Here is a 23737-nt window from a genome sequence, read left to right as displayed (position 1 = left end):
CACAGCGTTGTCAAGGTCACAGTTCAAAGCGCTTGCTTAGCGGGCATTCAGTAGGTGTACTGACGAGTAATATTTCGTTCGGAGCGCGGTGCCGCCCCGACCGGGATCGGCCGCTTCAGGCGCCTATGCTGCCTGCAGAAGGCAGCCCAGAAATGACGATGCAGTAGGAGAGCCGGCGTGAGCTTGAGGATCGTTGTCACTGTGAAGTACGTGCCCGACGCCACTGGCGACCGGCACTTCGCCGATGACCTGACCGTCGACCGGGATGACGTGGACGGTCTGCTCTCCGAGCTCGACGAGTACGCGGTCGAGCAGGCGCTGCAGATCGCGGAGGACGCCGGCGACGCCGAGATCACCGTCCTGACGGTGGGCCCGGAGGACGCCAAGGACGCGCTGCGCAAGGCGCTGTCCATGGGTGCCGACAAGGCGATCCACGTCGAGGACGACGACCTGCACGGCACGGACGCCCTCGGCACCTCCCTGGTGCTGGCCAAGGCGATCGAGAAGGCGGGCTTCGACCTGGTCATCTCCGGCATGGCCTCCACCGACGGCACCATGGGCATCGTCCCGGCGCTGCTGGCCGAGCGCCTGGGCGTGCCGCAGGTGACCATGCTCTCCGAGGTCTCCGTCGAGGACGGCACGGTCAAGGGCCGCCGTGACGGCGACGCCGCCTCCGAGCAGCTGGAGGCGCAGCTTCCGGCCGTCGTCTCCGTCACCGACCAGTCGGGCGAGGCGCGTTACCCCTCCTTCAAGGGCATCATGGCGGCGAAGAAGAAGCCGGTGGAGTCCTGGGACCTGTCCGACCTGGAGATCGAGGCCGAGGAGGTCGGTCTCGAGGGCTCCTACACCACGGTCGACTCCGTGGCCGAGCGCCCGGCCCGCACCGCGGGCACGATCGTCAAGGACGAGGGCGAGGGCGGCAAGCAGCTCGCTGAGTTCCTCGCGAGCCAGAAGTTCATCTAAGGCTCAGCAGCCTGACCGCCCCTCAGACTTCGTAATCCGCAAGGAGATCCGTTCCCATGGCTGAAGTTCTCGTCTACGTCGACCACGTGGACGGTGCCGTCCGCAAGCCCACTCTGGAGCTGCTGACCCTGGCCCGCCGTATCGGCGAGCCGGTCGCCGTCGCCCTCGGCGCGGGCGCCGAGAACACCGCGTCCACGCTCGCCGAGCACGGCGCGGTGAAGGTCCTCACCCACGACGCGCCCGAGTACGCCGACTACCTGGTCGTACCGAAGGTGGACGCGCTGCAGGCCGCCCACGAGCAGGTGTCCCCGGCCGCCGTCCTGGTGCCGTCCTCCGCGGAGGGCAAGGAGATCGCCGCCCGTCTGGCGCTGCGCATCGGCTCCGGCATCATCACCGACGCCGTCGACCTGGAGTCCGGCGACGAGGGCCCGGTGGCCACCCAGTCGGTGTTCGCCGCGTCCTTCACCACCAAGTCCCGTGTCTCCAAGGGCACCCCGGTCATCACGGTCAAGCCCAACAGTGCGGCCGTCGAGGCCGCTCCGGCCGCCGGTACGGTCGAGGCCCTGTCGGTCACGTTCTCCGACAAGGCCACCGGCACCAAGGTCACCGGCCGTACGCCGCGTGAGTCGACGGGCCGTCCGGAGCTGACCGAGGCCGCGATCGTGGTCTCCGGCGGCCGTGGTGTCAACGGCGCGGAGAACTTCGCGATCATCGAGGCGCTCGCCGACTCCCTCGGCGCGGCCGTCGGTGCCTCGCGTGCCGCGGTGGATGCGGGCTGGTACCCGCACACCAACCAGGTCGGCCAGACCGGTAAGTCGGTCTCGCCGCAGCTGTACATCGCCTCGGGCATCTCGGGCGCGATCCAGCACCGGGCCGGTATGCAGACCTCGAAGACGATCGTGGCGATCAACAAGGACGCCGAGGCGCCGATCTTCGACCTGGTCGACTACGGCGTGGTGGGCGACCTGTTCCAGGTCGTCCCGCAGCTGACCGAGGAGATCAAGACCCGCAAGGGCTGAGCGACTTCCGGGGAGAGGGCCTCGTGACCGCACCGGCGGTCATGGGGCCCTCCGTCGTGCCGTCCGTCAGCCCAGGGTCAGCGACGCCTGCACCGGCAGATGGTCGCTGGGGAACCGACCCTCGTGCGCGTAGGTGTTCACCGACGCCCAGTGCGCGCTCACGCCGGGCGTGGCCAGGATCCAGTCGATGCGGTCGCCGTGGGGTCTCAGCGGCTGGAAGCCGTGGAAGGTGCCGTACGGGGCAGTGCGCTCGGCCGCCGTGTCCCATGTGTCCACCAGGCCGGCGCCGAGGAGGATGTCGTAGACCGGGTTCCTGTGGGCCGGGGCGTTGAAGTCGCCGGTCACCACGAGCGGCAGGGAGCGGTCGAGCCCGGCGACACGGTCGGCGATGAGGGATGCGGCACGCGCGCGTGCGTACTGGCTGGCGTTGTCCAGATGGGTGTTGAGGACGTAGAACTCCCGCCCGGCGTGCCCCAGGTCGCGAAAGCGGACCCAGGTGACCATGCGGATGCAGGCACCGCCCCAGGTGTTCGAGCCGATGACGTCGGGGGTGCCGGAGAGCCAGAAGTGGTCGTACTCCACCGGGGCGAGTCGCCGCGTGTCGTAGTAGACGGTGACGAACTCGTCGCGGCTGCCGCCCGCGCGGCCCGTCCCGATCCACGCGTAGTCCGCCCCGAGGTCGGCCGCGATGTCGCGCACCTGGGTGTAGAGGCCCTCCTGGGTGCCGATCACATGCGGTCGCTCGCGGTGCAACAGCGTGCGCATCACCGGGCGGCGTACGGCCCAGCTGTTCGGCTCGGCGGTGCCGGCGTAGCGCAGGTTGAACGACATGACCTCCAGATGGCGGTCGTGCTCGTCCGCCGCCGAGGCCTGCTGCAGGGACAGCGCTGTACTGGACAGGGGCAGCGTGACCGCGGCCGCCACGGCGGTCTTGAGGCCCAGGCGGCGCGTGACGCGGCTGTGGTGGGGCACGGCGGGCTCCTTCTGTGGCGGGTGCCGGGGCGAGGTGCCACCCGTAGCGTGACAGAGCCGGATGAGATGACCGTGACATGGCAAAGGTGGGCGTTGTCCCTTCATGGAAGGTGAGGAGCGCCCTGGGCGCAAGAGGGTGTTGACCGTCCGCAAGATCCATGGATAGCTTCGCTCTACGGATTGTTGATTCCGTGAAGCGGAAAGTGGGAGGGTGTGGGATGGGTCAGGGCCAGCAGGAGAGGGTGACGACCAGCCTCTCGGGCGCCGTCAGCGAGGAGATCAGCGCCTCCCTCGCCCCGGTCGACGCCGAGTTGGAGCGCCGCTACCCCGGCGACCCCGGCACTCGTCAGCCCGTCCACACGGTCTACGTCCCCGGTGACGTCTTCGCCGCCGGCACCATCCGCTCGTGGGGCGACCAGGCCCTCGCCGCCCTCGATGAACACGCCCCCGACGCCGCGTCGTTCGCGGCCGTCCTCGGCCTCGCGGACGACCTGGCCGGGCCCGTCCACGACCGTGTGCGCGCGAAGCTGGAGCGCGAGCCGGTCGAGGACCTGCGCGTCGACTTCGAGGACGGTTACGGCCCGCGCCCGGACGCCGAGGAGGACGAGACGGCGGCCCGTGCGGCCCGCCTGATCGCGGAGGCGTACGGGAACGGCACGGCCGCCCCGTACATGGGGATCCGTATGAAGTGCCTGGAGGCGCCGGTACGGGACCGGGGCATCCGCACGCTCGACATCTTCCTGACAGGGCTGATGGAGGCCGGCGGTCTGCCGGGCGGGCTCGTGCTCACGCTGCCGAAGGTGACGTACGCCGAGCAGGTCGGCGCCATGGTGCGGCTGCTGGAGGAGTTCGAGAAGGCCCGTGGGCTCGAAGCCGGGCGCATCGGTTTCGAGATCCAGATCGAGACCAGCCAGGCCATCCTGGCCACCGACGGCACCGCGACCGTGGCCCGCATGATCCAGGCCGCCGAGGGCCGGGCCACCGGACTGCACTACGGCACCTTCGACTACAGCGCCTGCCTCGGTGTGTCCGCCGCCCACCAGGCCGGAGACCACCCCGCCGCCGACCACGCCAAGGCGATCATGCAGGTCGCGGCCGCCGGCACGGGCGTACGCGTGTGCGACGGATCCACGAACGTCCTGCCGGTCGGCCCGACCGAGAAGGTCCACGACGCCTGGCGGCTGCACTACGGGCTCACCCGGCGGGCGCTGGCCCGCGCCTACTACCAGGGCTGGGACATGCACCCCGGCCACCTCCCCACCCGGTACGCGGCCGTCTTCGCCTTCTACCGCGAGGGCTTCGAGCAGGCCGCGGCGCGCCTGGCCCGCTACGCGAGCCGCACCGGCGGCGACGTCATGGACGAGCCGGCCACCGCCAAGGCGCTGAGCGGCTATCTGCTGCGGGGACTTGACTGCGGAGCCCTCGACATCGCCGAGGTCGCCAGGGCCACCGGCCTCACCCGAGCGGACCTGGAGGGATTCGCGGCGCCCAGGCGGGGGGACCTGACGGCTTCGGCCAAGTGACGCGCGCACCCTCTCAGGGGTTGGCGGAGCCCGGGACCGATGTCTGCGGGCGTGTGGTGCTGCCGGAGCCGTCCCGTGGGCGGCGGCTGCCGGGTGCCGGGCCCCGAGCTTCTCGGTGGTCGGCGCGCGGCGTCCGATGGGTGGTGCCGTGCTGCCGGGACTCTCAGTCGGCCGGCGGCAGCTCGCCCGAGCCGCGGGTGATCAGCCGGGTGGGCAGTTCGATGCGCTCCGGGGTGAGGAGCGCGCCGTCGAGCTGGCGGAAGAGGCGCTCGGCGGCCGTGCGGCCGAGGGCTGCGGCGTCCTGGGCCACGACCGTGACACCGGGCCGGAGAAGGTCGGCCAGCTCGATGTCGTCGAAGCCGACCAGGGCCACCGGGCGGTCGCGCTCGGCGAGGACGCGGACGACGGTGACCGTCACTCGGTTGTTGCCCGCGAAGATCGCGGTGACCGGGGCGGGGCCCGAGAGCATCTCCTCGGCCGCCCGGCGCACCCGCTCCGGGTCGGTGACGCCGAGGGACATCCAGGACTCCTCGACGGGTATGCCCGCGTCCTCCATGGCGGCCCGGTAGCCGCGCAGCCGCTCGGCCGCGGTGTGGATGCGGGGCATGTCGCCGATGAAGCCGATGCGGCGGTGGCCGTGCGCGATGAGGTGGGCGACTCCGTCGCGGGCCCCGCCGAAGCTGTCGGACAGCACCACATCGGCGTCGATCTTCCCGGCGGGGCGGTCCACGAACACCGTGGCGACGCCCGCCCTGATCTCGGGCTCCAGATAGCGGTGGTCGTCCCCGGCCGGGATGACGACGAGCCCGTCCACGCGGCGCGCGCACAGCGCCAGCACCAACTCCTGCTCACGGTCCGGGTCCTCCGCGCTGGAGCCGTTGATCAGCAGGGCGCCGTGGGCCCGGGCCACCTCCTCGACCGAGCGGCTCAGCGGCCCGTAGAACGGATCCGCGAGATCCTCCAGGACCAGACCGATGCTGGCGGTACGCCCCTTGCGCAGCACCCGCGCACTGTCGTTGCGACGGAAGCCCAGCGCCTCGATCGCCTCCTGGACCCGGCGCTCGGTGTCCGGGGTGACCCCGGGTTCACCGTTGACCACGCGCGAGACCGTCTTCAGGCCGACCCCGGCGCGCGCTGCCACGTCCTTCATGGTCGGACGGTTGCCGTAGCGGGTTCCGGAGAGGCGGTCTGCTCGGCGGGCGGTCTCGGGCACGATGCGCTGTCCTGTCCTGTCGTCCACGGGATGCGGCGGTCCATGGGGTCGTATGAGGATGTGTGGCGTCGAGCATAGAGCCTGGACAACGTTGTCAGATGCGGGGGAGACTGTCCACCGCAATCTCCGGCCCGTGCCTTCCCCCCGGGGCGCCTCCTGCCCGTTCGCGGCCGGAGGCCCGTACCCGCGTCGGCGGCCGCCGTACGACGGGACCGGTACGACTGAAGCATTGGGAGATCTGACACTGATGCACACCGACCTCGTGGCCGCGCTCGACATCGGCGGCACCAAGATCGCCGGAGCGCTGGTGGACGGCCACGGCCGGATCCTGCTGCGCGGGCAGCGTGCGACGCCCGCGCAGGAGGACGGCGACACCGTGATGGGGGCCGTGCACGACGTGCTGGGGGAGCTGAGGGTCTCCCCGCTCTGGGCAAGGGCACGGGCCGTCGGCATCGGCAGCGCGGGTCCGGTGGACGCCTCCACGGGCACGGTGAGCCCGGTCAACGTTCCGGGCTGGCGTGACTATCCACTGGTCCGGGGGGTCCGGGCGGTGGCCGGGGAGCTGCCCGTCGAGCTGATCGGCGACGGCGTGGCCATCACCGCCGCCGAGCACTGGCAGGGCGCGGCCCGCGGTCACGACAACGCACTGTGCATGGTGGTCTCGACGGGCGTGGGCGGCGGTCTGGTCCTGGGCGGACGGCTGCATTCGGGGCCGACCGGCAACGCCGGCCACATCGGACACATCAGCGTCGACCTGGACGGCGACCCGTGCCCCTGTGGCTCGCGCGGCTGCGTCGAGCGCATCGCGAGCGGGCCGAACATCGCCCGCCGCGCGCTGGAGGGCGGCTGGCAGCCCGGGCCCGACGGCGACACGTCGGCCGCCGCGGTGGCCGCCGCCGCGCGTGCGGGGGACCCGGTGGCCGTGGCCTCCTTCGAGCGCGCCGCCCAGGCGCTGGCCGCCGGGATCGCGGCGACCGCGACGCTCGTCGAGATCGACATCGCGGTCATCGGCGGGGGAGTGGGCAAAGCCGGCGACGTCCTCTTCACACCGCTGCGCAGGGCTCTGGCCGACTACGCCACGCTGTCCTTCGTACGGCGCCTGACGGTGACGCCCGCGCTGATGGGCACGGACGCGGGCCTGGTGGGCGCCGCTGCGGCGGCCCTGCGGCACCGGGACAACACTCCGACGGCGGGCGTCGTGACCTGAGCGCCACACCGGCCTGCCCCAGGGCGGGGCTGTGGCCTGTCCCCGGGCGGGGCTGCGGCCGGGCTCCGCTCACCCGGCTCCGACCCCCTGAACGCCGGATCCGTCCGACGCGGCGCACACGGTCGCCGGCGTCCCCGGGGGCGGGCTCCCCGGGGACGCGCACGGGGGCCGTCAGCAGCTCAGCTTCGCGTCCGCCCAGTCCGCGTGGTCCGAGTCGATGCCGTCTCCGCCGTCGGTGACGACCAGGTGGACGACCCGGGCGCCCGTCACCTGAGCCGTCAGCGGCTGGGCGGGCATCGCGTTGGTCAGCACCCCGGTCGAGGCCACCTTCGTACCGTCCGCCCAGATCTCGAAGGCGACCGTGCCCTTGCCTCCCTTCTCGTCGTCCACGCCGACCTCCGCGGTGACCGTTCCACACGCCCCGCCCGTGTAGTACGCGACGTCGCTCTCCGCGTGCGCACCGAGCCCCTTGGCGTGGACGATCCCGCCGATGGTGATCGGATGGCCGTCGCCCGCGGCACTCTCCCCGTTGCTCGTGTCCCGCTCGACCGGCCCGTATCCGTTGACCGCCGAGAGCCACGGCAGATCGCTGAGGTAGGAGACCCCGGAGGGCGGCGGCACGACCACGGTCGCCGTGATCGGCACCACGCTCTGCGCCCGCGCACCCGTCGGCGACCGGTAGGCCGTCCTCAGCGTCAGCTCGTACGACCCCGTCGCCGTGCCCTGATCGGTCGTCACCTGCCACGATGTGCGCAGTGACCGTCCCGCAGGCAGGGACCGCGCGGTCGTCCCGGACGTCGCCCTCACCGTCCAGCCCTTGGGAGCGGTCAGCGACACGGACACGTGCCCGGCCGGCGTACGGCCGAGGTCGGTGACCGTCGACGCGAAGTTCGCCGGCCTGCCCGACTCCACCAACGGGCTTCCGTCGAGGCCGAGTTCGACTGCGGGCGGGTGCTTCGCCCAGCGCCGGTCGGCGGTGACGCGGACGAGGACAGTGCCGTGGGCGGGCACCGTCGCCGCGATCATGCCCGCGGTGTTGTAGCTCCGGTGCTGCCACAGGTCGCGCAACGAGTACGCCGCTGCCCGCGGGAGTCCGACGTCCACGGCGGTCGTCGCGATCCGCTGGGCGCCGCCCGTCTCGTTGAAGAGGGCCACCGTGCGGCTGCCGTCCTTCATCTCCTTGGTGACCACCCAGCGCCCGCCCTCGGACGAGACCACCGTGCCCTGTCTGCCCAGTGGATCCTGGTCGGCGGCGATGACCTCCTTGTTGCCGAGGATGTCGAACGTCGCCCGGGTCGCCTTGCGCAGATCGGAGCCGATGAGCAGCGGCGCGGCCATCACCGACCACATGGAGAAGTGGGTGCGGTACTCGGTGTCGGTCATGCCGCCGTTGCCCACCTCCAGCATGTCCGGGTCGTTCCAGTGCCCGGGACCCGCGTACGGAGCGAGCGTCAGGTTCTTCTTGAGGATCGACAGCATGGAACCCCAGGTGTCACTGATGTCGCCCGTGGTGCGCCACAGATGTCCGACGTCCGAGGCCCACTCCCAGGGCTTGTTCTCGCCCCACTCGCAGATGCTGTAGACGATGGGGCGACCTGTGGTCCGTGCGGCGGCCTTGAGGGCGTCGCGCATCGTCGTGTAGCGCAGCTTGGCGTCCACGCCCTGGTTGTTGCAGTTGTCGTACTTCAGATAGTCCACGCCCCAGTCGGCGAACTGCTGTGCGTCGCTGTACTCGTGGCCGAGCGCGCCCGGGAATCCCGCGCTGTTGCATGTCTTCGTGCCCGCACTGGTGTAGATCCCGAGCTTGAGTCCCTTGGAGTGCACATAGTCCGCGACGGCCCCGATCCCGTTCGGGAAGCGCACCGGGTCCGGCACGAGCCTGCCGTTCATGTCCCGCGAGGGCAGGGCCCAGCAGTCGTCGAGGTTCACGTACTGGTAGCCGGCGTCCTTGAGGCCCCTCGCGACGAAGAGGTCCGCGATCCCCTTCACCATCGACTCGTTGAACTCCGCCCGGCAGTGCGTGGAGTTCCAGTTGTTGAAACCCATGGGCGGGGTGAGGGCGAGGCCATCGGCGAGCGCCGGCGAGGCCTGGTGGGCGCCGGGGGCGGCCAGGGCCGGCGCGGCGAGCCCGGTCGTGCACAACAGTCCTGCGGCGAGCGCCCCGAGCACGCCTCGACGGGTCGTGCGGGCGAGAAGGTGACGCACCGTTACGTTCCTCCGCCCTCGCGAAAGGTTGGATGTCTGCATGTTCGCGTCAACCGTGCGCGCCAACGGTAGACTGTGTTGGACTGTGGTGGAAGAGGAGGCGCAACGATCGTTCGATACCCCGTCATACCCCTTGACTACGAGCCAAGTTGGGAGTGAGATCCAAGCCTCACGTTCGGTTGTGTTGAGTGGCACCCCGAAGAGGGGGACATGGCACGGTCATCGTTGGGGGGCCTTGGTATGGACAGAGGCGTGCCAGGACATCGGATGTCCCGGCGGAGCCTCTTACAGTGTGCGGCCGTCGGGGCCGGTGCGGTCACGCGACACGACCCGGTGACCGTGACCCCAGCCGCGATTCGCAGTTGAACGGGCATGAAGAAGCGCAGCATGCTCGCCATCGCCTCCCTCGCCACCGGATTCGTCGTGGCCGCCGTCAGTCCGTCCCACGCCGCCGACCACGAACCGCTCGGCGATCTCCACGTCAAGGACACGCTCAGCACCCTCGACTACACCCTCGGGCAGGACACCCCCACCGCGGACGCGGCCGCCCCGGGGCAGAGCGGTCAGAACGGCTGACGCGAAGAGCACGTCGTGGTGCCGGTGTCCCGGACGAACAGGGGCACCGGCACCACGGTGCGTCGGCCGCCGGACGCGCCCTCATCAGCGCCGGGTTTCCGTGGCAGGGTGGAGCGGGCAAGCCACAGGGGGCCAACAGAAGAGGGGGAACCGTGATCGTCTGGATCAACGGTGCGTTCGGTGCGGGAAAGACGACCACCGCACGGGAACTGATCGAACTGATCCCGAACAGCACGCTCTTCGACCCCGAGGTCATCGGCGGAGCGCTCGCGCACCTGCTGCCGCCCAAACGCCTCGCCGAGGTCGGCGACTTCCAGGACCTGCCGATCTGGCGACGGCTCGTGATCGACACGGCGGCCGCGATGCTCGCCGAGCTGGGCGGTGTCCTCGTGGTTCCGATGACCCTGCTGCGCCAGGAGTACCGCGACGAGATCTTCGGTGGCCTCGCCTCCCGGCGCATCCCCGTATGCCATGTCCTGCTCGCTCCGGCCGAAACGATCCTGCGTGAGCGAATAGCCGGACGGGACGTCCCGCCCGACCTCCCGGACGGCGAGATGCGGATCCGCCAGTGGTCATACGACCACATCGAGCCCTATCGTGCCGCCCTCGCCGCCTGGCTCACGGCCGACGCGCACCCCGTCGACACCAGTGCTCTCACCCCCTACGACGCCGCCCTGCGGATCGCCGCCGCCGTCCGTACCGGTGACGCGCCCGTCTGCGACATCGTGCAGACCCCCGAACCGACCGGCGAGACCCTCGCCGCCGGTGTGCTCCTCTTCGACGAGCACGACCGGGTGCTGCTCGTCGACCCCACCTACAAGGCCGGCTGGGAGTTCCCCGGCGGAGTCGTCGAACCTGGAGAGGCCCCCGCCCGTGCCGGCATGCGCGAGGTCGCGGAGGAGACCGGGATCACGCTCGACGAGGTACCCCGGCTCCTGGTCGTCGACTGGGAACCGCCCGCGCCGCCCGGCTACGGCGGCCTGCGCCTCCTCTTCGACGGCGGCCGGCTCGACAGCGGCGAAGCGGGCCGCTTCCTGCTGCCCGGACCCGAGTTGCGTGACTGGCGGTTCGTGACGGAGGAGGAAGCGGCCGACCTGCTGCCGCCCGTGCGCTACGAACGGCTCCGCTGGGCGCTCAGAGCCCGCGAACGCGGCGCGGCGCTCTACCTGGAGGCCGGGGTGCCCGTCGGCTGAAGCCCCCGGACCCCTGACCCCACGCGGAAACGGTGCATGAGTGTCGTAGGCGCCCTGGAGCGCCTCGTACGGGTACGGGGTCTGTCGGCTCTCGAACTGGAGCCGTCGGCTGAAGTCGGTCCGGGCGACGGCGAGCGGCGCGTGACGCATGAGATCCGGGGTGGAAGACCGGAAAGCGCAGGAGGGCAAGGCGCGGAAGGAGTTCGATGACGTCCATGGCAGGACCGTAGAAGGGGCCCCGCCCGCGGGCGAGGACCCTTCGCTGTCGGCAGAGCGGCTCAGCTCGCCGCGTAGTTGCGCAGGAACAACGCCTCGGCGACCGACAGGCGTTCCAGCTCCTGCGGGGACACGCTCTCGTTGACCGCGTGGATCTGTGCCTCCGGCTCGCTCAGACCGATGAGGAGAATCTCCGCCTGCGGATAGAGCGACGCGAGGGTGTTGCACAGCGGGATGGAACCGCCCTGGCCCGCGTACTGCATCTCCTGGCCCGGGTAGGCGGCCGCCATCGCCCCGGCCATCGCGCTGTACGCAGGGCTGGAGGTGTCCGCGCGAAACGCCTGCCCCTGCCCGATCTGCTCCGTCCGCACCCGGGCCCCCCACGGCGTGCGCGCCTCCAGGTGGGCCTGGAGCAGCTTCGTCGCCTCGGCGGCGTCCACGCCCGGCGGCACCCGCAGGCTGATCAGCGCGCGGGCGCTCGCCTGGACCGAGGGGGTCGCGCCCACGACCGGCGGGCAGTCGATACCGAGAACGGTCACGGCCGGACGCGCCCAGATGCGGTCGGCGACCGAGCCGGAACCGATCAGTTCCACTCCGTCGAGCACCTTGGCGTCCTTGCGGAACTGCTCCTCCGCGTACTCGACGCCCGCCCAACGCGTCTCGGCGGCCAGCCCGTCGACGGTCGTCGAGCCGTCCTCGGCCCGCAGCGAGTCCAGTACGCGGATCAGCGCTGCGAGCGCGTCGGGCGCGGCTCCGCCGAACTGGCCCGAGTGCAGGTTGCCTTCGAGCGTGTCGACCTGTACCCGGACCAGGGTCATGCCGCGCAGCGTCGAGGTGACCGTCGGCAGGCCCACGCGGAAGTTGCCCGCGTCCCCGATCACGATGGCGTCGGCCGCGAGGAGGTCCGGGTGTTCCTCGGCGTACCGTTCCAGACCACCGGTGCCCTGCTCCTCGGAGCCCTCGGTGATGACCTTGACGTGCACGGGCACGCCGCCGTTCGCCTTGAGCGCGCGCAGTGCCAGCAGGTGCATCATGACGCCGCCCTTGCAGTCGGCGGTGCCGCGCCCGTACCAACGGCCGTCGCGCTCGGTCAGCTCGAACGGCGGGGTGGTCCAGCCGGCCTCGTCGAGCGGCGGCTGCACGTCGTAGTGCGCGTACAGCAGGACCGTCTTCGCGCCCTCGGGACCGGGCAGGTAGCCGTAGACCGACTGTGTCCCGTCCGGGGTGTCCAGCAGCGCCACGTCCTGGAACCCCTCGGTGCGCAGCGCGTCGGCGACCCACCGGGCAGCGCCCTCGCTCTCGCTCTTCGGGAACTGGTCGAAGTCCGCCACCGATTTGAAGGCCACCAGTTCGGTGAGCTCCTCCTTCGCCCTGGGCATCAGCGAGGCGACGGTATCGGCGACCGGATTCGACGACATGGGCACGCTCCTTGTAGGTGCGACGTTGTACTGATGAGTACTTCCGTATACGTGTTGATCGTGTGTGCGTAGGCGCGTACTGGTGTGCAGTGCGCATACGCTGCCGATCCTCCCACAGCGGCCTGCGCGGACGCCGCCGTAGGATGCGGGAGACAGGTGCGGCAGCGGCTTGATCGGGAGCAGTAGACCATCGTGAGCAGCGAGAACTCTTCGGCGGACGGCGTGCGGCGGGTGTGGGACGTCGTCGTGGTGGGCGCGGGACCCGCGGGGGCCTCGGCCGCCTATGCGGCGGCGGTCGCGGGACGCAGCGTCCTGTTGCTGGAGAAGGCGGAGCTGCCTCGCTACAAGACGTGCGGCGGCGGCATCATCGGCCCCTCGCGCGACAACCTGCCGCCCGGCTTCGAGCTTCCGCTGCGCGACCGGGTGCACGCGGTCACCTTCTCGAACAACGGCCGCTTCAGCCGCACCCGTCGCTCCAAGCAGATGCTGTTCGGGCTGATCAACCGCCCGGAGTTCGACCAGCAGCTGGTCGAGCACGCGCAGAAGGCGGGCGCGGAGCTGCGGACGGGTGTGACGGTCTCCCGGGTCGAGCAGCACGGCTCCGCGGTCCCGGACCGGCGTACGGTCGCTGTCGTCCTGCAGGGCGGCGAGACCCTCCTGGCGCGTGCCGTCGTGGGCGCGGACGGCAGCGCGAGCAGGATAGGAGCGCACGTCGGCGTGAAGCTCGACCAGGTGGATCTGGGCCTGGAGGCGGAGATCCCGGTGCCCGGGACCGTCGCCGAGGACTGGAGGGGCCGGGTGCTCATCGACTGGGGCCCGATGCCGGGGAGCTACGGCTGGGTCTTCCCCAAGGGCGACACGCTGACGGTCGGTGTGATCTCCGCGCGCGGTGAAGGCGCCGCCACCAAGCGGTACTTGGAGGACTTCATCGCCCGGCTCGGGCTCGCCGGCTTCGAACCGAGCATCTCCTCCGGGCACTTGACCCGCTGCCGCGCCGACGACTCGCCGCTGTCACGCGGGCGGGTGCTGGTGTGCGGGGACGCGGCGGGGCTGCTGGAGCCGTGGACCCGTGAGGGAATCTCGTTCGCGCTGCGGTCGGGACGGCTCGCGGGGGAGTGGGCGGTGCGGATCGCGGAGGCGCACGACGCGGTGGACACGCGTCGGCAGGCCCTGAACTACGCGTTCGCGATCAAGGCCGGCCTGGGCGTCGAGATGAGTGTGGGCAAGCGGCTGCTGATGGTGTTCGAGCGCCGTCCCGGCCTGTTCCACGCGGCTCTGACCGGCTTCCGTCCCGCCTGGAAGGCGTTCAAGGACATCACCCAGGGCTCCACGTCCGTGGGGGAGATCGTCCGTACCCACCCGATCGCCCAGCGCGCGCTGACCGCGCTCGACCCGGGGCCCGCGGGCGACGAGGTCAGTTCCTGACGGTGATCCGGAAGACGGGGTGGTCGGGGGCCGCGGCGACGATCTCCTCGTCGGTGGACCTGGCCGTGACTCCCTTGAAGTACTGGTTGACCTCCCAGCCCCACTTCTCCAGATAGGCGCGCAGGATCGGGAGCTTCTCCTCGTCGGGAAGCTCCACCGCGGTGAACTCGCGGACCTTGCGCCCCACGCGCAGCTCCCCACCGCCCGCCACCCGCATGTTGCGCACCCACTGGGAGTGCCCGCGGGCGGAGACGAGGTACTGCTCGCCCGCCTGCGTGTGTGGATTGACCGGGATGCGCTGCATCTGCCCGCTCTTGCGGCCGCGCACGGACATCTCCGCCGTGCCGGCGATGCTGAGCCCGTGGCGGGCCAGCCAGCCGACGGCGTTGTTGAACCGGACGGCCAGTGGGCTGCCCTTGAGGTAGTACGGCGACGACGAAGACGTCGACATGGTGACCCCCACCGAATCGGGAGAGCGGCGCTCTCACCCATGGTTCGAGAGCAGTGCTCTCGCTCGATGAACAGTGTGGGGGAGATCGGTGATCCAAAGCAAGAGCGGCGCTCTTGTATTTGTGCGGTGCTCTCACTCTCCTGTGCGCTGCCCTTGCCCTCCTGTGCGCTGCCCTTGCCCTCCTGCGGTGCTCTCGCCCTCCTGTGTGGTGCAAGCCGCCCCCTGGGAGTGAGCACCGCTCCGTAACGTGTGCAGTGCTCCAGAAGCGTGGCACACTGCCCGCATGAGCACCCCACAAGGAGCCCGCGCCCGTGCCCGGATGGAAGTCACCGCCGCCATCAAGGACGAGGCGCGCAGACAGCTCGCCGCTGAGGGCGCCGCCCGGCTCTCGCTCCGCGCCGTCGCCCGGGAACTCGGTATGGTCTCCTCCGCGCTGTACCGCTACTTCCCCAGCCGCGACGACCTGCTCACCGCGCTCATCATCGACGCCTACGACTCCCTCGGCGAGGCGGCCGAGACAGCGGCCACCCAGGCCATGGACGCCGCCCCCGCGCAGCGCTGGCTCGCCGTCTGCGAAGCCGTGCGCGGCTGGGCGCTCGCGCATCCGCACGAGTACGCGTTGATCTACGGGTCCCCCGTGCCCGGGTACTTCGCGCCCGAGGCGACCATTCCGCCGGCCTCCCGCGTGGGCGTCCTGCTGATCGACATCGTGCGCGAGGCGTACCGGCAGCACGGAGGGGCTCCCACCCCGCTGCCCGCGGAACTGGAACCCGAGGCCCGGCGCATGGCCGCCGACCTGGCGCCCGACCTCCCGGCGGAGCTGGTCACGGCCATGGTCGCCGCCTGGGCGCAGCTGTACGGACTGGTCGGGTTCGAGGTGTTCGGGCAGTTCAACAAGGTGGTGGAGGATCGTGAGGCGTTCTTCCGGCACGCTGCGGCGCGACTGGCGGATGGCCTGATGGCGCAGCGGTGAGTACGCCCGGTGACGTACTCCCCGGGGAGTACGCGTGATCACCTCGCCGGGCTGACGTCGTCCCCCGCAGGGGACGTCTAGCGTGAACCCCATGGAGGAGCAGCGCACATCCGTCCCGTGGCGGTGGCACGGGACGCCATGGTGGAACCGCTGGGAGGACGAGCGCCACGGCTCCCGTCTGCCCTGGCGTTCCACTCTGCTGCTCACCGCCTTCGTCGTCATGGGCACACACTTCGCCGCCCGCAGTCAGCAGGGCGACCGTGTGCCCCTCGACGCCTTCGCCTATCTGCTGCTGCTCGTGGCGTCGGGGGTGCTGCTGTGGCGGCAGCGGCATCCCGTGCCGGTCGCGTTCGTGACGGCTGCGGTCGCCACGGTGTACCTGGGCGCCGGATACCCGTACGGCCCGGTCTTCTTCACCGTCGCCGTCGGCTGCTTCAGCGCCCTCGCCGCCGGGCGCCGCAAGGCCGCGTGGGCGGCCTTCGGGATGTTCTGGGCCGGGCACGCCCTGGTGTCGCACTGGCTGTACCGGTGGCTGCCGCCGCCCGGGGACTCGGCCGCCTCCTGGGGGCAGGAACTGGTCATCGCCACCTGGGTGGTGGCGATCGTGGCGCTGGCGGAACTGGTGCGCATCCGGCGCGAGCAGTGGGCGCGCGAGCGGGCCGAACGGGCGCAGGCCGCACGGCGGCGCGCCGACGAGGAGCGGCTGCGCATCGCCCGGGAACTCCACGACGTCCTCGCCCACAGCATCTCCGTGATCAACGTCCAGGCGGGCGTGGGCCTCGCGCTCCTCGACTCCGACCCGGAGCAGGCGCGCACGGCGCTCACCACCATCAAGGCCGCCAGCAAGGAGGCGCTCGGGGAGGTCCGCCAGGTGCTCGACACCCTGCGCACGCCGGGTGACGCGCCCCGCGCGCCCGCGCCCGGCCTCGGCCGGCTGCCGGAGCTGGTCGAGCAGGCCGCGAGCGCCGGTCTGACGGTCACGGTCGAGGGCGAGCCGCCGAAGCTGGCGCCCGGTACGGATCTCGCCGCGTTCCGCATAGTCCAGGAGGCCCTCACCAACGTCGTACGGCACTCGGGATCGCGGCACGCGCGCGTGCACGTCGAGCGCGCGGAGGGCGTCCTGAGCCTGCGGGTCGACGACGACGGGCCCGCGACCGGCGCCGACGCGGGCGGCAGCGGCAACGGTCTCGCCGGGATGCGGGAGCGGGCCACTGCGCTCGGTGGCACGATCGAGGCGGGTCCGCGTGCCGACGGGGGTTTCCGGGTGCTCGCCGTACTGCCGCTGAAGGTACCGTCCCAGGAGCCGCCCGAGCGCAAGGAGGACCGGTGATCCGCGTACTGCTCGCCGACGACCAGTCGCTGGTCAGGGCAGGGTTCAAGGCGCTGCTCGACGCCCAGCCGGACATCGAGGTGGCGGGGGAGGCCGCCGACGGCGAGGAGGCGCTGCGCGGGGTGTCCGAACTGCGGCCCGACGTCGTGCTGATGGACATCCGCATGCCGCTGGTCGACGGGCTCACCGCGACCCGACGCATCACCGGGCAGCCGGGTCTGCAGGGTGTGAAGGTGGTGATGCTCACCACCTTCGAACTCGACGAGTACGTCTTCGAGGCGATCCGCTCCGGTGCCTCCGGCTTCCTGGTCAAGGACACCGAGCCGGACGAACTCCTGCGCGCCGTACGGGCGGTGGTCGAGGGCGACGCCCTGCTCTCCCCGAGCGTGACACGGCGGCTCATCTCCGAGTTCGCGGCCCGCTCCAAGGAGCCCGCGACCGTCGCGTCGCTCGCCGAACTCACCGAGCGGGAGCGGGAAGTGATGGCCCTGGTCGGCATCGGCCTGTCCAACGACGAGATCGCCCGCCGCCTCGTCGTCAGCCCGCTCACGGCGAAGACCCACGTCAGCCGCACGATGGTCAAGCTGGGCGCCCGCGACCGTGCCCAACTCGTGGTGCTCGCCTATGAATCGGGACTGGTACGGCCGGGCTGGCTGGGCTGAGCCGCGACGCCGCGCCCGGGGCGGAGCAGCGCGCCGACCACACGGGCCACGCAGACCGTCTCGACGGTGATCGCGTCCCGCTCGGCCTGAGTGCGCCGCGTTCGCCCGCCGCCGTACTCCATCCCCCCGAGTCCGACAGGCGTGCGCCCGGCGGGGCAAGGAACCCCGCCGGGCGCACACGAGGAGGCGTCCCCCTAGTCGCGGACCGCAACGGGATCCGCGTCCGCCTCCTGCAGAAGGGACCTGGCGACCACGACGGACCGCTGTGTCCGGCGGGTGCGCAGTCCCGGGAGTGTGACCAGCAGGCCCGCCAGGGCGATGGCGGTGACCACGATCAGACCGGGCCGGTAGCTGTCGAGGACGGCCTGCGGCGAGAGGTGCGCCGGTGCGTTCGCGGTCACGGCCGCTGTCACCACCGCCAGGAAGATCGCCCCGCCCACCTGGACCGAGGTGTTGAGCAGACCGGAGACCATGCCCTGTTCGTGGTCCTCGACGCCGCTGGTCGCCTGGATGTTGAGCGAGGGGAAGACCAGCGCGCAGGCCGCGCCGATCAGCAGCATGCTCGGCAGGATGGCCGCCGCGTACACCGGGTCGAGGCTGACGCGCAGGAACAGCGCATAGCCCACGACCATCAGGGCGAAGCCCGCCGCGATCAGCCGCGGGGTGCCGACGCGGTCGACGATCGCGCCCACCTTCGTCGAGGAGACGGCCACCAGCGCGCCCGCGGGCAGGAAGGCGAGCGCCGTGTGCAGCGCCGACCAGCCGAGCAGCGACTGCATGTACAGCGTGACCAGGAACTGGAAGCCGACGTAGGACCCGAAGAAGGCCATCGCGCCGAGCTGGGCGCGGATCTGGCTGCCGGAGCGCAGCACGCCGAGCCGGATCAGCGGACCGGTCGAGCGCCGCTCGACGCGGACGAAGACGGCGAGGAGCACGGCGACGGCGAGGAAGGACAGCAGCGTGCGGGCGGACGCCCAGCCGACGTGCGGCGCCTGCACGACGGTGAAGACGAGCAGCAGCATCGAGACGGTGCCGATGACGGCGCCGGGGATGTCGTAGCCGTTGTGGTCCTTCTCGCGTTCGCCGTGCGGCAGCAGCTTGAGACCCGCCAGCAGGGCGATCAGCGCGATGGGCGCGGGCAGCAGCATGGTCAGGCGCCAACTGGCCTCGGTGAGCAGGCCGGAGAGCACCAGGCCCATCGAGAAGCCGGTGGCCGCGCAGGTGGTGTAGATCGAAAGGGCGCGGTTGCGCAGCGGGCCCTCGGCGAAGGTCGTGGTGATGATGGACAGGCCGGCCGGCGCGGTGAACGCGGCGCTGAGGCCCTTGACGAAACGGCTGGCGATCAACAGCGGACCCGAGTCCACGAGCCCGCCGAGCAGTGAGGCGAGTGCGAAGACACCGAGGGCCACCAGGAAGACCTGGCGGCGGCCCAGCAGGTCCGCGGTGCGTCCGCCGAGCAGGAGCAGCCCGCCGTATCCCAGGATGTAGCCGCTGACGATCCATTGCAGCGTGGAGGTCGTCAGATGGAGATCGGTCCCGATGGACGGCAGGGCGACGCCGACCATCGACACATCGAGCGCGTCCAGGAACATCGCGGCGCAGAGCACCAGCAGGGTGCCCCACAGCCTGGGTGTCCAGCGTCCCTCGACCGCGGGGGTGTTGAGCGGAGTGGTCATGCCCCAGAGGCTTACATGCGCATGCATTTGATGCAAGTGCATTTAACTTCCCCGCAACAAGGATGGCCGATGTCGCGGATCGGCGCTCCCCTTCCGGCTGGGCTTCAGCCGATGGCGGACTTCTCACGCCACAGGGCGGCGACCGATGCATCACCCGTCACCTGGGGGAACGGCAGCCGGTTCCACAGCGCCAGACACAGCTGTGCGGCCGGTCCGCTCACCTCGCAGTCCGCGTCGGCGCGACCGTCCCGCTCGGTCACCGGCGGCTCGGCCGACAGCCGTACGGTCCACACGGCGCCGTCCACGTCCGTCGCCCGCACCCGCAGTACGCGCGGCTCCTCGCTGCGGACCCGGCTCCTCGGGCGGGCGTGGAAGCCGCGCAGCAACTCGTCGATGCCGTCGAGCGCGAAGGCCGGGCCGATCGCGGTGGGCGTGCCGCCACGCGCGGACTCCGCGTCGACCCGGTGCACGGCCGTCTCGTGCGCCTGTCGCCGGGCCCAGAAGGCCAGGGGCGAGGGCGCCGGAAGGAAGTGCCAGCACCGTACGTCGGGCGCGGCGGTGGAGAGGGTGCGGACGAGGTACCGGTGGCCCTCGCGGAACCAGCCCAGGAGCTCGGCCCCGTCGAGGTCCGGCAGCCCCTCGCCCGGGCGGTACGCGGTGTATCCCTCGGCGACGAATGCCGCCGCCCAGCGGTGCACCGTGCCGGTGTGGCGCAGCAGATCCCGCACCTGCCACCCCTGGCAGGTCGGCACCGTGGCGTGGGTGCCCGCCTCCTCGGCAGCCGCGGCCAGCAACCGGCCCTCTCGGTCGAGGGTTTCGATGAACTCGGCAGTCTCCATGGGGCGAGTGTGCCTGATGGAGCTGGCTCCGGGGCCCAGAGCCGCACCGGCAGCCGCAGCAGCTGAAACCCCTCGCCCGGCCGGTGCCCGAACTCCAGCTCCTCCCGGGCCACCGCGAACGCGGTGTCGGGACGGCGGACGAGCACCCGGCCGAGTACGACCGGGACCAGGAGGCGGCCGAGCGCGGCGCCCGGGCAGGAGTGGGCACCGTGGCCGAAGGCGAGATGCCCGTCGCCGCGGCCGAACTCCCGTATGACGTCGAGGTGTTCGGCACCCTCGCCGTACTCCAGTGGATCGTGATTGGCGACGAGCAGGGCCACGGTCACCCTCTCGCCCTTCATCAGCGGGGTCCCGGCGAACTCGAAGTCCTCGGGGGTGTACATCGAGGCCCGGACGCGTACGAGGCTTACGTGGCGGAGGAGTTCGGGCACCGCGTGCTCCAGCGTCGGGCTCCGCGCGGAGCCGGGCGAGCTGGTCCGGGTGGTCGAAGAGGGCCAGGACCGCGTGGCGAGGAAGGGGGCGGGCGGGGTGATGCCGGTGTTGGTCGGAGTCGGTCCTGCGAGTGCAGGTCGGCGTAGGCAACGGCCGGGTTCTCGACGAGCTCGGGGGCAGGCGGACGGGCAGGCGCAGGCGCAGGCGCCGGAGGTGGTGATGTGGTGTGAGGTCATGCCGCAGAGCGTGCGGGTGGTCGCCTGCACGGTGGTCTCCCCGCGGTTTCACGTCCGGTCGGAGGCCAGTCGGCGGGTCGCGTATCCGATCGCGGAGGCGACCGCCGCCAGCGCCGCCACGCTGGTGAGCGCGGTGGGCAGCGAGTACCGGTCGGCCATGAGACCGATCGCGGGCGGGCCGAGGAGCATGCCGCCGTAGCCGAGTGTCGAGGCGACCGCGACCCCGCCCGGGCCCGCGAGCGCACCGGCGCGTTCGACCGCGACGGGGAAGAGGTTCGCGAGCCCGAGCCCGGTGACGGCGAAGCCGAGCAGGGCCGCCCACACGGACGGGGCGAGCGAGCCGAGCAGCATGCCGGCGGAGGCTGTGGCGCCGCCCGCCACCACCGTACGGACCCGTCCGAGCCGTTCCAGGAGCGTCGTACCGGAGAGCCGGCCCGCTGTCATGGCGAGCGCGAAGCCGGAGTAGCCGGCCGCCGCGACGCCCGGGTGGGCGTGCAGGTCCTGTTCCAGGTGGAGTGCGCCCCAGTCCGCCAATGCGCCCTCGCCGTAGGCCGTGCACAGGGCGATCAGGCCGAAGACGGTCACCAGGCCACGGGTCCGGGTGTCCGGGCGGCGCGGCGCGGACTCCTCGGGCCGTACGCGATCCGGTGGCAGCGGGGGCTCCTGACGCAGGAGCGTGCGCCCGGCGACCGCGGTCACCAGCAGACCGATCACGGTGAGCCCGAGCAGGTGCAGGGCGGGGGACAGGGACCCGGCGACCAGCCCGCCGAGCCCGGCACCCACCATGCCGCCCAAGCTGAACGCCGCGTGGAAGCCCGGCATGATCGGCCGTCGCAGCGCGGCCACCAGGTCGACGGCCGCGCTGTTGAACGCCACGTTGATGCCGCCGTACGCCGCGCCGAAGACCAGCAGGACGCCTCCCAGCGCGGGCACCGAGTGCGTCAGTGGGGGCAGCGCCACGCTCAGCGACAGCAGGACCCCGCACACCACCGTCACCGGATGGCTGCCGAACCGGCGGCAGAGCCGTCCGGTCAGCGTCATCGTGATCACCGCCCCGGCGGACACCCCGAGCAACGCCAGCCCGAGGGCGCCGGCCGAGGCGCCCGTCTGCTCCTTGATGGCGGGGATGCGGACCACCCAGCCGGCGAAGACGAAGCCGTCCAGGGCGAAGAAGGCGGTGATGGCCGTGCGGAGTCGGGTGAGGTCGCTGCCCGGCACCACGCTGTGCGATCGGGATTTGTTTATGAGCGGCACAAATTCAGGCTAGGTCGCTGACAGGGGTAGGGCAAGGGAGCCGAGGCAGGCGCTCGTCCTCACCGCGGTGTTCGACGGTGTCGTCAGCCCAGGGCCCGGTCCAGGTTGAACGCGGCACTGATCAGCGCCAGATGCGTGAACGCCTGGGGGAAGTTGCCCTGTTGCTCGCCGGTGTGGCTGATCTCCTCCGCGTACAGGCCCAGATGGTTGGCGTAGGTCAGCATCTTCTCGAAGGCCAGCCGGGCCTCGTCGACGCGGCCGGCGCGCACCAGCGCCTCGACGTACCAGAACGAGCAGATGGAGAAGGTCCCCTCGTCGCCCCGCAGGCCGTCCGGGCTCGCCTGCGGGTCGTAGCGGTAGACCAGCGAGTCGGAGACCAGGTCCTGGGTGAGGGCGTCGAGTGTGGACAGCCACTTGGGATCGGTGGGCGCGATGAACTTGCCCAGCGGCATCATGAGCACCGCCGCGTCGAGGACGTCGTCGCCCTCGTGCTGGACGAAGGCCCGGCGTACGTCGGACCAGCCCCGCCGCATGATCCGGCGGTAGATGGTGTCGCGGGTCCGCAGCCAGCGGGCCAGGTCGGCGGGCAGGCCCCGGCGGTTGGCCATCCGGATGGCCCGTTCGATCGCAACCCAGCACATCAGCCGCGAGTACAGGAAGTTCTTGCGCCCGCCGCGGGTCTCCCAGATGCCCTCGTCGGGCTGCTCCCAGTGGTCGCAGACCCAGTCCACCAGCGCGCAGACGTCGTCCCACTGGTCGCTGGAGATGGGCTGCGCCCACTTGTCGTAGAGGTAGATCGAGTCGATGAGGGCGCCGTAGATGTCGAGTTGGAGCTGGTTGGCGGCGGCGTTGCCGATCCGGACCGGCGCGGATCCCCGGTGGCCCTCCAGATGGCCGAGTTCCCGCTCGGGCAGGTCGGTGCGGCCGTCGATCCCGTACATGATCTGCAGCGGGCCCGAGGGCCCGCCGTCGCCCGGGATGATGTGCCGGGTCACGAACTGCATGAACGCCTCGGCCTCACCGCTGAAGCCCAGCCGTAGCAGGGCGTAGACGCAGAAGGCCGCGTCGCGTACCCAGACGTACCGGTAGTCCCAGTTGCGTTCGCCGCCGATCTGCTCGGGCAGACTCGTGGTCGGCGCGGCGACGATCGCGCCGGTCGGGGCGTAGGTGAGCAGCTTCAGCGTGAGTGCGGAGCGGTGGACCATCTCCCGCCAGCGGCCGCGGTAGCGCGAAGCCTGCAGCCAGTGCCGCCAGTAGGCCACCGTGGTGGAGAACTGCCTCTCCGCCTCGGCACGTGCGCACATACGGGGCGCCAGCTCGGCACCCACCTGGTCCAGCGAGAACACCGCCGACTCGCCCTCGGCGAGTTTGAAGTCCGCCCACACGTCCATGTCGTCGCTTTCGAGGGGCAGGGTGGCGGTCAGGGCGAGCGACATGTCGGGGCACTCGAAGACCGCCACGTCGCCGAGCTGCCGGACGGTGTGGGGCTGGGCGCCGTAGTCGAACCGCGGTGCCACCCGCACCCGGAACGGGATGGAACCGCGCACGCACAGGACCCGCCGGATCAGCCGGTGGCGTTCGGCCTCCACACAGCCGGCGCCGATGGGCATGAAGTCCTGTACCTCGCCGACGCCGTCCTCGGTGAAGAACCTCGTGATCAGGACGTTGGTGTCGGGGAAGTAGAACTGCTTGGTCCGCGCCGGTACGGTCGCGGTGAGCTCGAAGCACCCGCCGCGCTCCGCGTCGAGGATCGCGGCGAAGACGCTCGGGGAGTCGAAGGACGGGGCGCAGTACCAGTCGATGGTGCCGTTGGTCCCCACCAGGGCCACGCTGCGGAGATCACCGATCAGGCCGTGCTCGGCGATCGGCAGGTACCGGGGGTCCCCGGTGATGTACGGGTAGCTCGGCGTCTCGGCCATCGCAGCCCTCCTTGACCACCCGGCACGCGCACCGC

The 23737-nt window shown here is 71.4% G+C and carries 19 protein-coding genes and 1 pseudogene; 10 read left to right on the top strand and 10 right to left on the bottom strand.

Annotated elements, in window-relative coordinates; genetic code table 11:
* Nucleotides 1–177 precede the first annotated feature (177 nt).
* Nucleotides 178–963: an electron transfer flavoprotein subunit beta/FixA family protein gene (locus tag ASC56_RS02725; protein WP_055489474.1), complete on the top strand. Its 786-nt coding sequence runs from the start codon at nucleotides 178–180 to the stop codon at nucleotides 961–963.
* Between the two features lie 56 nt (nucleotides 964–1019).
* Nucleotides 1020–1982: an electron transfer flavoprotein subunit alpha/FixB family protein gene (locus ASC56_RS02720; RefSeq protein WP_055489473.1), complete on the top strand. Its 963-nt coding sequence runs from the start codon at nucleotides 1020–1022 to the stop codon at nucleotides 1980–1982.
* A 66-nt stretch (nucleotides 1983–2048) separates the two neighbouring features.
* Here the strand turns inward: ASC56_RS02720 and ASC56_RS02715 are convergent, their stop codons facing one another.
* On the bottom strand, nucleotides 2049–2954 hold the full coding sequence (locus tag ASC56_RS02715) for an endonuclease/exonuclease/phosphatase family protein (RefSeq protein ID WP_055489472.1): 906 nt from the start codon (nucleotides 2952–2954) through the stop codon (nucleotides 2049–2051).
* 218 nt (nucleotides 2955–3172) lie between these two features.
* Between ASC56_RS02715 and ASC56_RS02710 the strand changes: the two genes are divergently transcribed.
* Complete coding sequence (locus tag ASC56_RS02710) at nucleotides 3173–4477, top strand: aldolase/citrate lyase family protein (protein ID WP_055489471.1); 1305 nt, start codon at nucleotides 3173–3175, stop codon at nucleotides 4475–4477.
* A gap of 163 nt (nucleotides 4478–4640) precedes the next feature.
* Here the strand turns inward: ASC56_RS02710 and ASC56_RS02705 are convergent, their stop codons facing one another.
* Nucleotides 4641–5717, bottom strand: a complete 1077-nt coding sequence (locus ASC56_RS02705) for a LacI family DNA-binding transcriptional regulator (protein WP_234376819.1) — start codon at nucleotides 5715–5717, stop codon at nucleotides 4641–4643.
* A gap of 220 nt (nucleotides 5718–5937) precedes the next feature.
* Here ASC56_RS02705 and ASC56_RS02700 point away from each other — a divergent pair, with 220 nt between their 5' ends.
* On the top strand, nucleotides 5938–6897 hold the full coding sequence (locus tag ASC56_RS02700) for an ROK family protein (protein WP_055489470.1): 960 nt from the start codon (nucleotides 5938–5940) through the stop codon (nucleotides 6895–6897).
* Between the two features lie 171 nt (nucleotides 6898–7068).
* Here the strand turns inward: ASC56_RS02700 and ASC56_RS02695 are convergent, their stop codons facing one another.
* Nucleotides 7069–9102: an NPCBM/NEW2 domain-containing protein gene (locus tag ASC56_RS02695; protein WP_234376818.1), complete on the bottom strand. Its 2034-nt coding sequence runs from the start codon at nucleotides 9100–9102 to the stop codon at nucleotides 7069–7071.
* A 372-nt stretch (nucleotides 9103–9474) separates the two neighbouring features.
* On the opposite strand from ASC56_RS02695, the gene ASC56_RS02690 reads away from it, so the two are divergent.
* Together ASC56_RS02690 and ASC56_RS02685 are read left to right on the top strand one after the other, a co-directional pair.
* Nucleotides 9475–9678 carry a hypothetical protein gene (locus ASC56_RS02690; protein WP_055489468.1) on the top strand — a complete coding sequence of 68 codons (204 nt, stop codon included), beginning with the start codon at nucleotides 9475–9477 and terminating at the stop codon, nucleotides 9676–9678.
* A gap of 152 nt (nucleotides 9679–9830) precedes the next feature.
* Nucleotides 9831–10871, top strand: coding sequence for an NUDIX hydrolase (locus tag ASC56_RS02685; RefSeq protein WP_055489467.1), 1041 nt, complete (start codon nucleotides 9831–9833; stop codon nucleotides 10869–10871).
* Between the two features lie 278 nt (nucleotides 10872–11149).
* Here ASC56_RS02685 and ASC56_RS02680 read toward each other — a convergent pair whose 3' ends face one another.
* Nucleotides 11150–12505: a dipeptidase gene (locus tag ASC56_RS02680; RefSeq protein WP_055489466.1), complete on the bottom strand. Its 1356-nt coding sequence runs from the start codon at nucleotides 12503–12505 to the stop codon at nucleotides 11150–11152.
* A gap of 192 nt (nucleotides 12506–12697) precedes the next feature.
* Here ASC56_RS02680 and ASC56_RS02675 point away from each other — a divergent pair, with 192 nt between their 5' ends.
* Nucleotides 12698–13930: a geranylgeranyl reductase family protein gene (locus ASC56_RS02675; RefSeq protein WP_055489465.1), complete on the top strand. Its 1233-nt coding sequence runs from the start codon at nucleotides 12698–12700 to the stop codon at nucleotides 13928–13930.
* Here ASC56_RS02675 and ASC56_RS02670 read toward each other — a convergent pair.
* Nucleotides 13920–14381: a nitroreductase family deazaflavin-dependent oxidoreductase gene (locus ASC56_RS02670; protein ID WP_055489656.1), complete on the bottom strand. Its 462-nt coding sequence runs from the start codon at nucleotides 14379–14381 to the stop codon at nucleotides 13920–13922. The genes ASC56_RS02675 and ASC56_RS02670 overlap by 11 nt on opposite strands.
* A gap of 283 nt (nucleotides 14382–14664) precedes the next feature.
* Here ASC56_RS02670 and ASC56_RS02665 point away from each other — a divergent pair, with 283 nt between their 5' ends.
* From ASC56_RS02665 to ASC56_RS02655, 3 genes are all read left to right on the top strand, one after another.
* On the top strand, nucleotides 14665–15354 hold the full coding sequence (locus ASC56_RS02665) for a TetR/AcrR family transcriptional regulator (RefSeq protein ID WP_055489464.1): 690 nt from the start codon (nucleotides 14665–14667) through the stop codon (nucleotides 15352–15354).
* Between the two features lie 91 nt (nucleotides 15355–15445).
* Nucleotides 15446–16684: a sensor histidine kinase gene (locus ASC56_RS02660; RefSeq protein WP_055489463.1), complete on the top strand. Its 1239-nt coding sequence runs from the start codon at nucleotides 15446–15448 to the stop codon at nucleotides 16682–16684.
* Nucleotides 16681–17346: a response regulator transcription factor gene (locus ASC56_RS02655; RefSeq protein WP_055489462.1), complete on the top strand. Its 666-nt coding sequence runs from the start codon at nucleotides 16681–16683 to the stop codon at nucleotides 17344–17346. Before ASC56_RS02660 ends, ASC56_RS02655 begins: the two co-directional genes overlap by 4 nt.
* Nucleotides 17347–17540: 194 nt before the next feature.
* On the opposite strand, the gene ASC56_RS02650 is transcribed toward ASC56_RS02655, so the two are convergent.
* The 5 genes and pseudogenes from ASC56_RS02650 to ASC56_RS02635 form a co-directional block, all read right to left on the bottom strand.
* Complete coding sequence (locus tag ASC56_RS02650; RefSeq protein WP_055489461.1) at nucleotides 17541–19022, bottom strand: MFS transporter; 1482 nt, start codon at nucleotides 19020–19022, stop codon at nucleotides 17541–17543.
* A gap of 104 nt (nucleotides 19023–19126) precedes the next feature.
* Complete coding sequence (locus ASC56_RS02645; protein ID WP_055489460.1) at nucleotides 19127–19861, bottom strand: maleylpyruvate isomerase family mycothiol-dependent enzyme; 735 nt, start codon at nucleotides 19859–19861, stop codon at nucleotides 19127–19129.
* 152 nt (nucleotides 19862–20013) lie between these two features.
* Nucleotides 20014–20529, bottom strand: a pseudogene (locus ASC56_RS37510) (cytochrome P450); the annotation flags it as partial.
* Nucleotides 20530–20577: 48 nt separating this feature from the next.
* Nucleotides 20578–21747 (bottom strand): MFS transporter, encoded by a 1170-nt coding sequence (locus ASC56_RS02640; protein ID WP_055489655.1) that lies wholly within the window; start codon nucleotides 21745–21747, stop codon nucleotides 20578–20580.
* Between the two features lie 119 nt (nucleotides 21748–21866).
* Entirely contained in the window at nucleotides 21867–23702 is a 1836-nt protein-coding gene (locus ASC56_RS02635; protein WP_055489459.1) for a glycoside hydrolase family 15 protein, read from the bottom strand.
* Nucleotides 23703–23737 lie beyond the last annotated feature (35 nt).

This window comes from Streptomyces sp. TP-A0356 (genome assembly GCF_001417775.1).
Taxonomy (GTDB): domain Bacteria; phylum Actinomycetota; class Actinomycetes; order Streptomycetales; family Streptomycetaceae; genus Streptomyces.
This window is presented reverse-complemented; position numbering and strand designations above follow the sequence as displayed.

Bases quoted from the DNA above. Each gene is read 5' to 3' on its own strand.
- ASC56_RS02720 (WP_055489473.1), top strand. From the start codon at position 1,020: ATGGCTGAAGTTCTCGTCTACGTCGACCACGTGGACGGTGCCGTCCGC.
- ASC56_RS02710 (WP_055489471.1), top strand. From the start codon at position 3,173: ATGGGTCAGGGCCAGCAGGAGAGGGTGACGACCAGCCTCTCGGGCGCC.
- ASC56_RS02700 (WP_055489470.1), top strand. From the start codon at position 5,938: ATGCACACCGACCTCGTGGCCGCGCTCGACATCGGCGGCACCAAGATC.
- ASC56_RS02690 (WP_055489468.1), top strand. From the start codon at position 9,475: ATGAAGAAGCGCAGCATGCTCGCCATCGCCTCCCTCGCCACCGGATTC.
- ASC56_RS02680 (WP_055489466.1), bottom strand. From the start codon at position 12,505: ATGTCGTCGAATCCGGTCGCCGATACCGTCGCCTCGCTGATGCCCAGG.
- ASC56_RS02670 (WP_055489656.1), bottom strand. From the start codon at position 14,381: ATGTCGACGTCTTCGTCGTCGCCGTACTACCTCAAGGGCAGCCCACTG.
- ASC56_RS02665 (WP_055489464.1), top strand. From the start codon at position 14,665: ATGAGCACCCCACAAGGAGCCCGCGCCCGTGCCCGGATGGAAGTCACC.
- ASC56_RS02660 (WP_055489463.1), top strand. From the start codon at position 15,446: ATGGAGGAGCAGCGCACATCCGTCCCGTGGCGGTGGCACGGGACGCCA.
- ASC56_RS02650 (WP_055489461.1), bottom strand. From the start codon at position 19,022: ATGACCACTCCGCTCAACACCCCCGCGGTCGAGGGACGCTGGACACCC.
- ASC56_RS02645 (WP_055489460.1), bottom strand. From the start codon at position 19,861: ATGGAGACTGCCGAGTTCATCGAAACCCTCGACCGAGAGGGCCGGTTG.
- ASC56_RS02635 (WP_055489459.1), bottom strand. From the start codon at position 23,702: ATGGCCGAGACGCCGAGCTACCCGTACATCACCGGGGACCCCCGGTAC.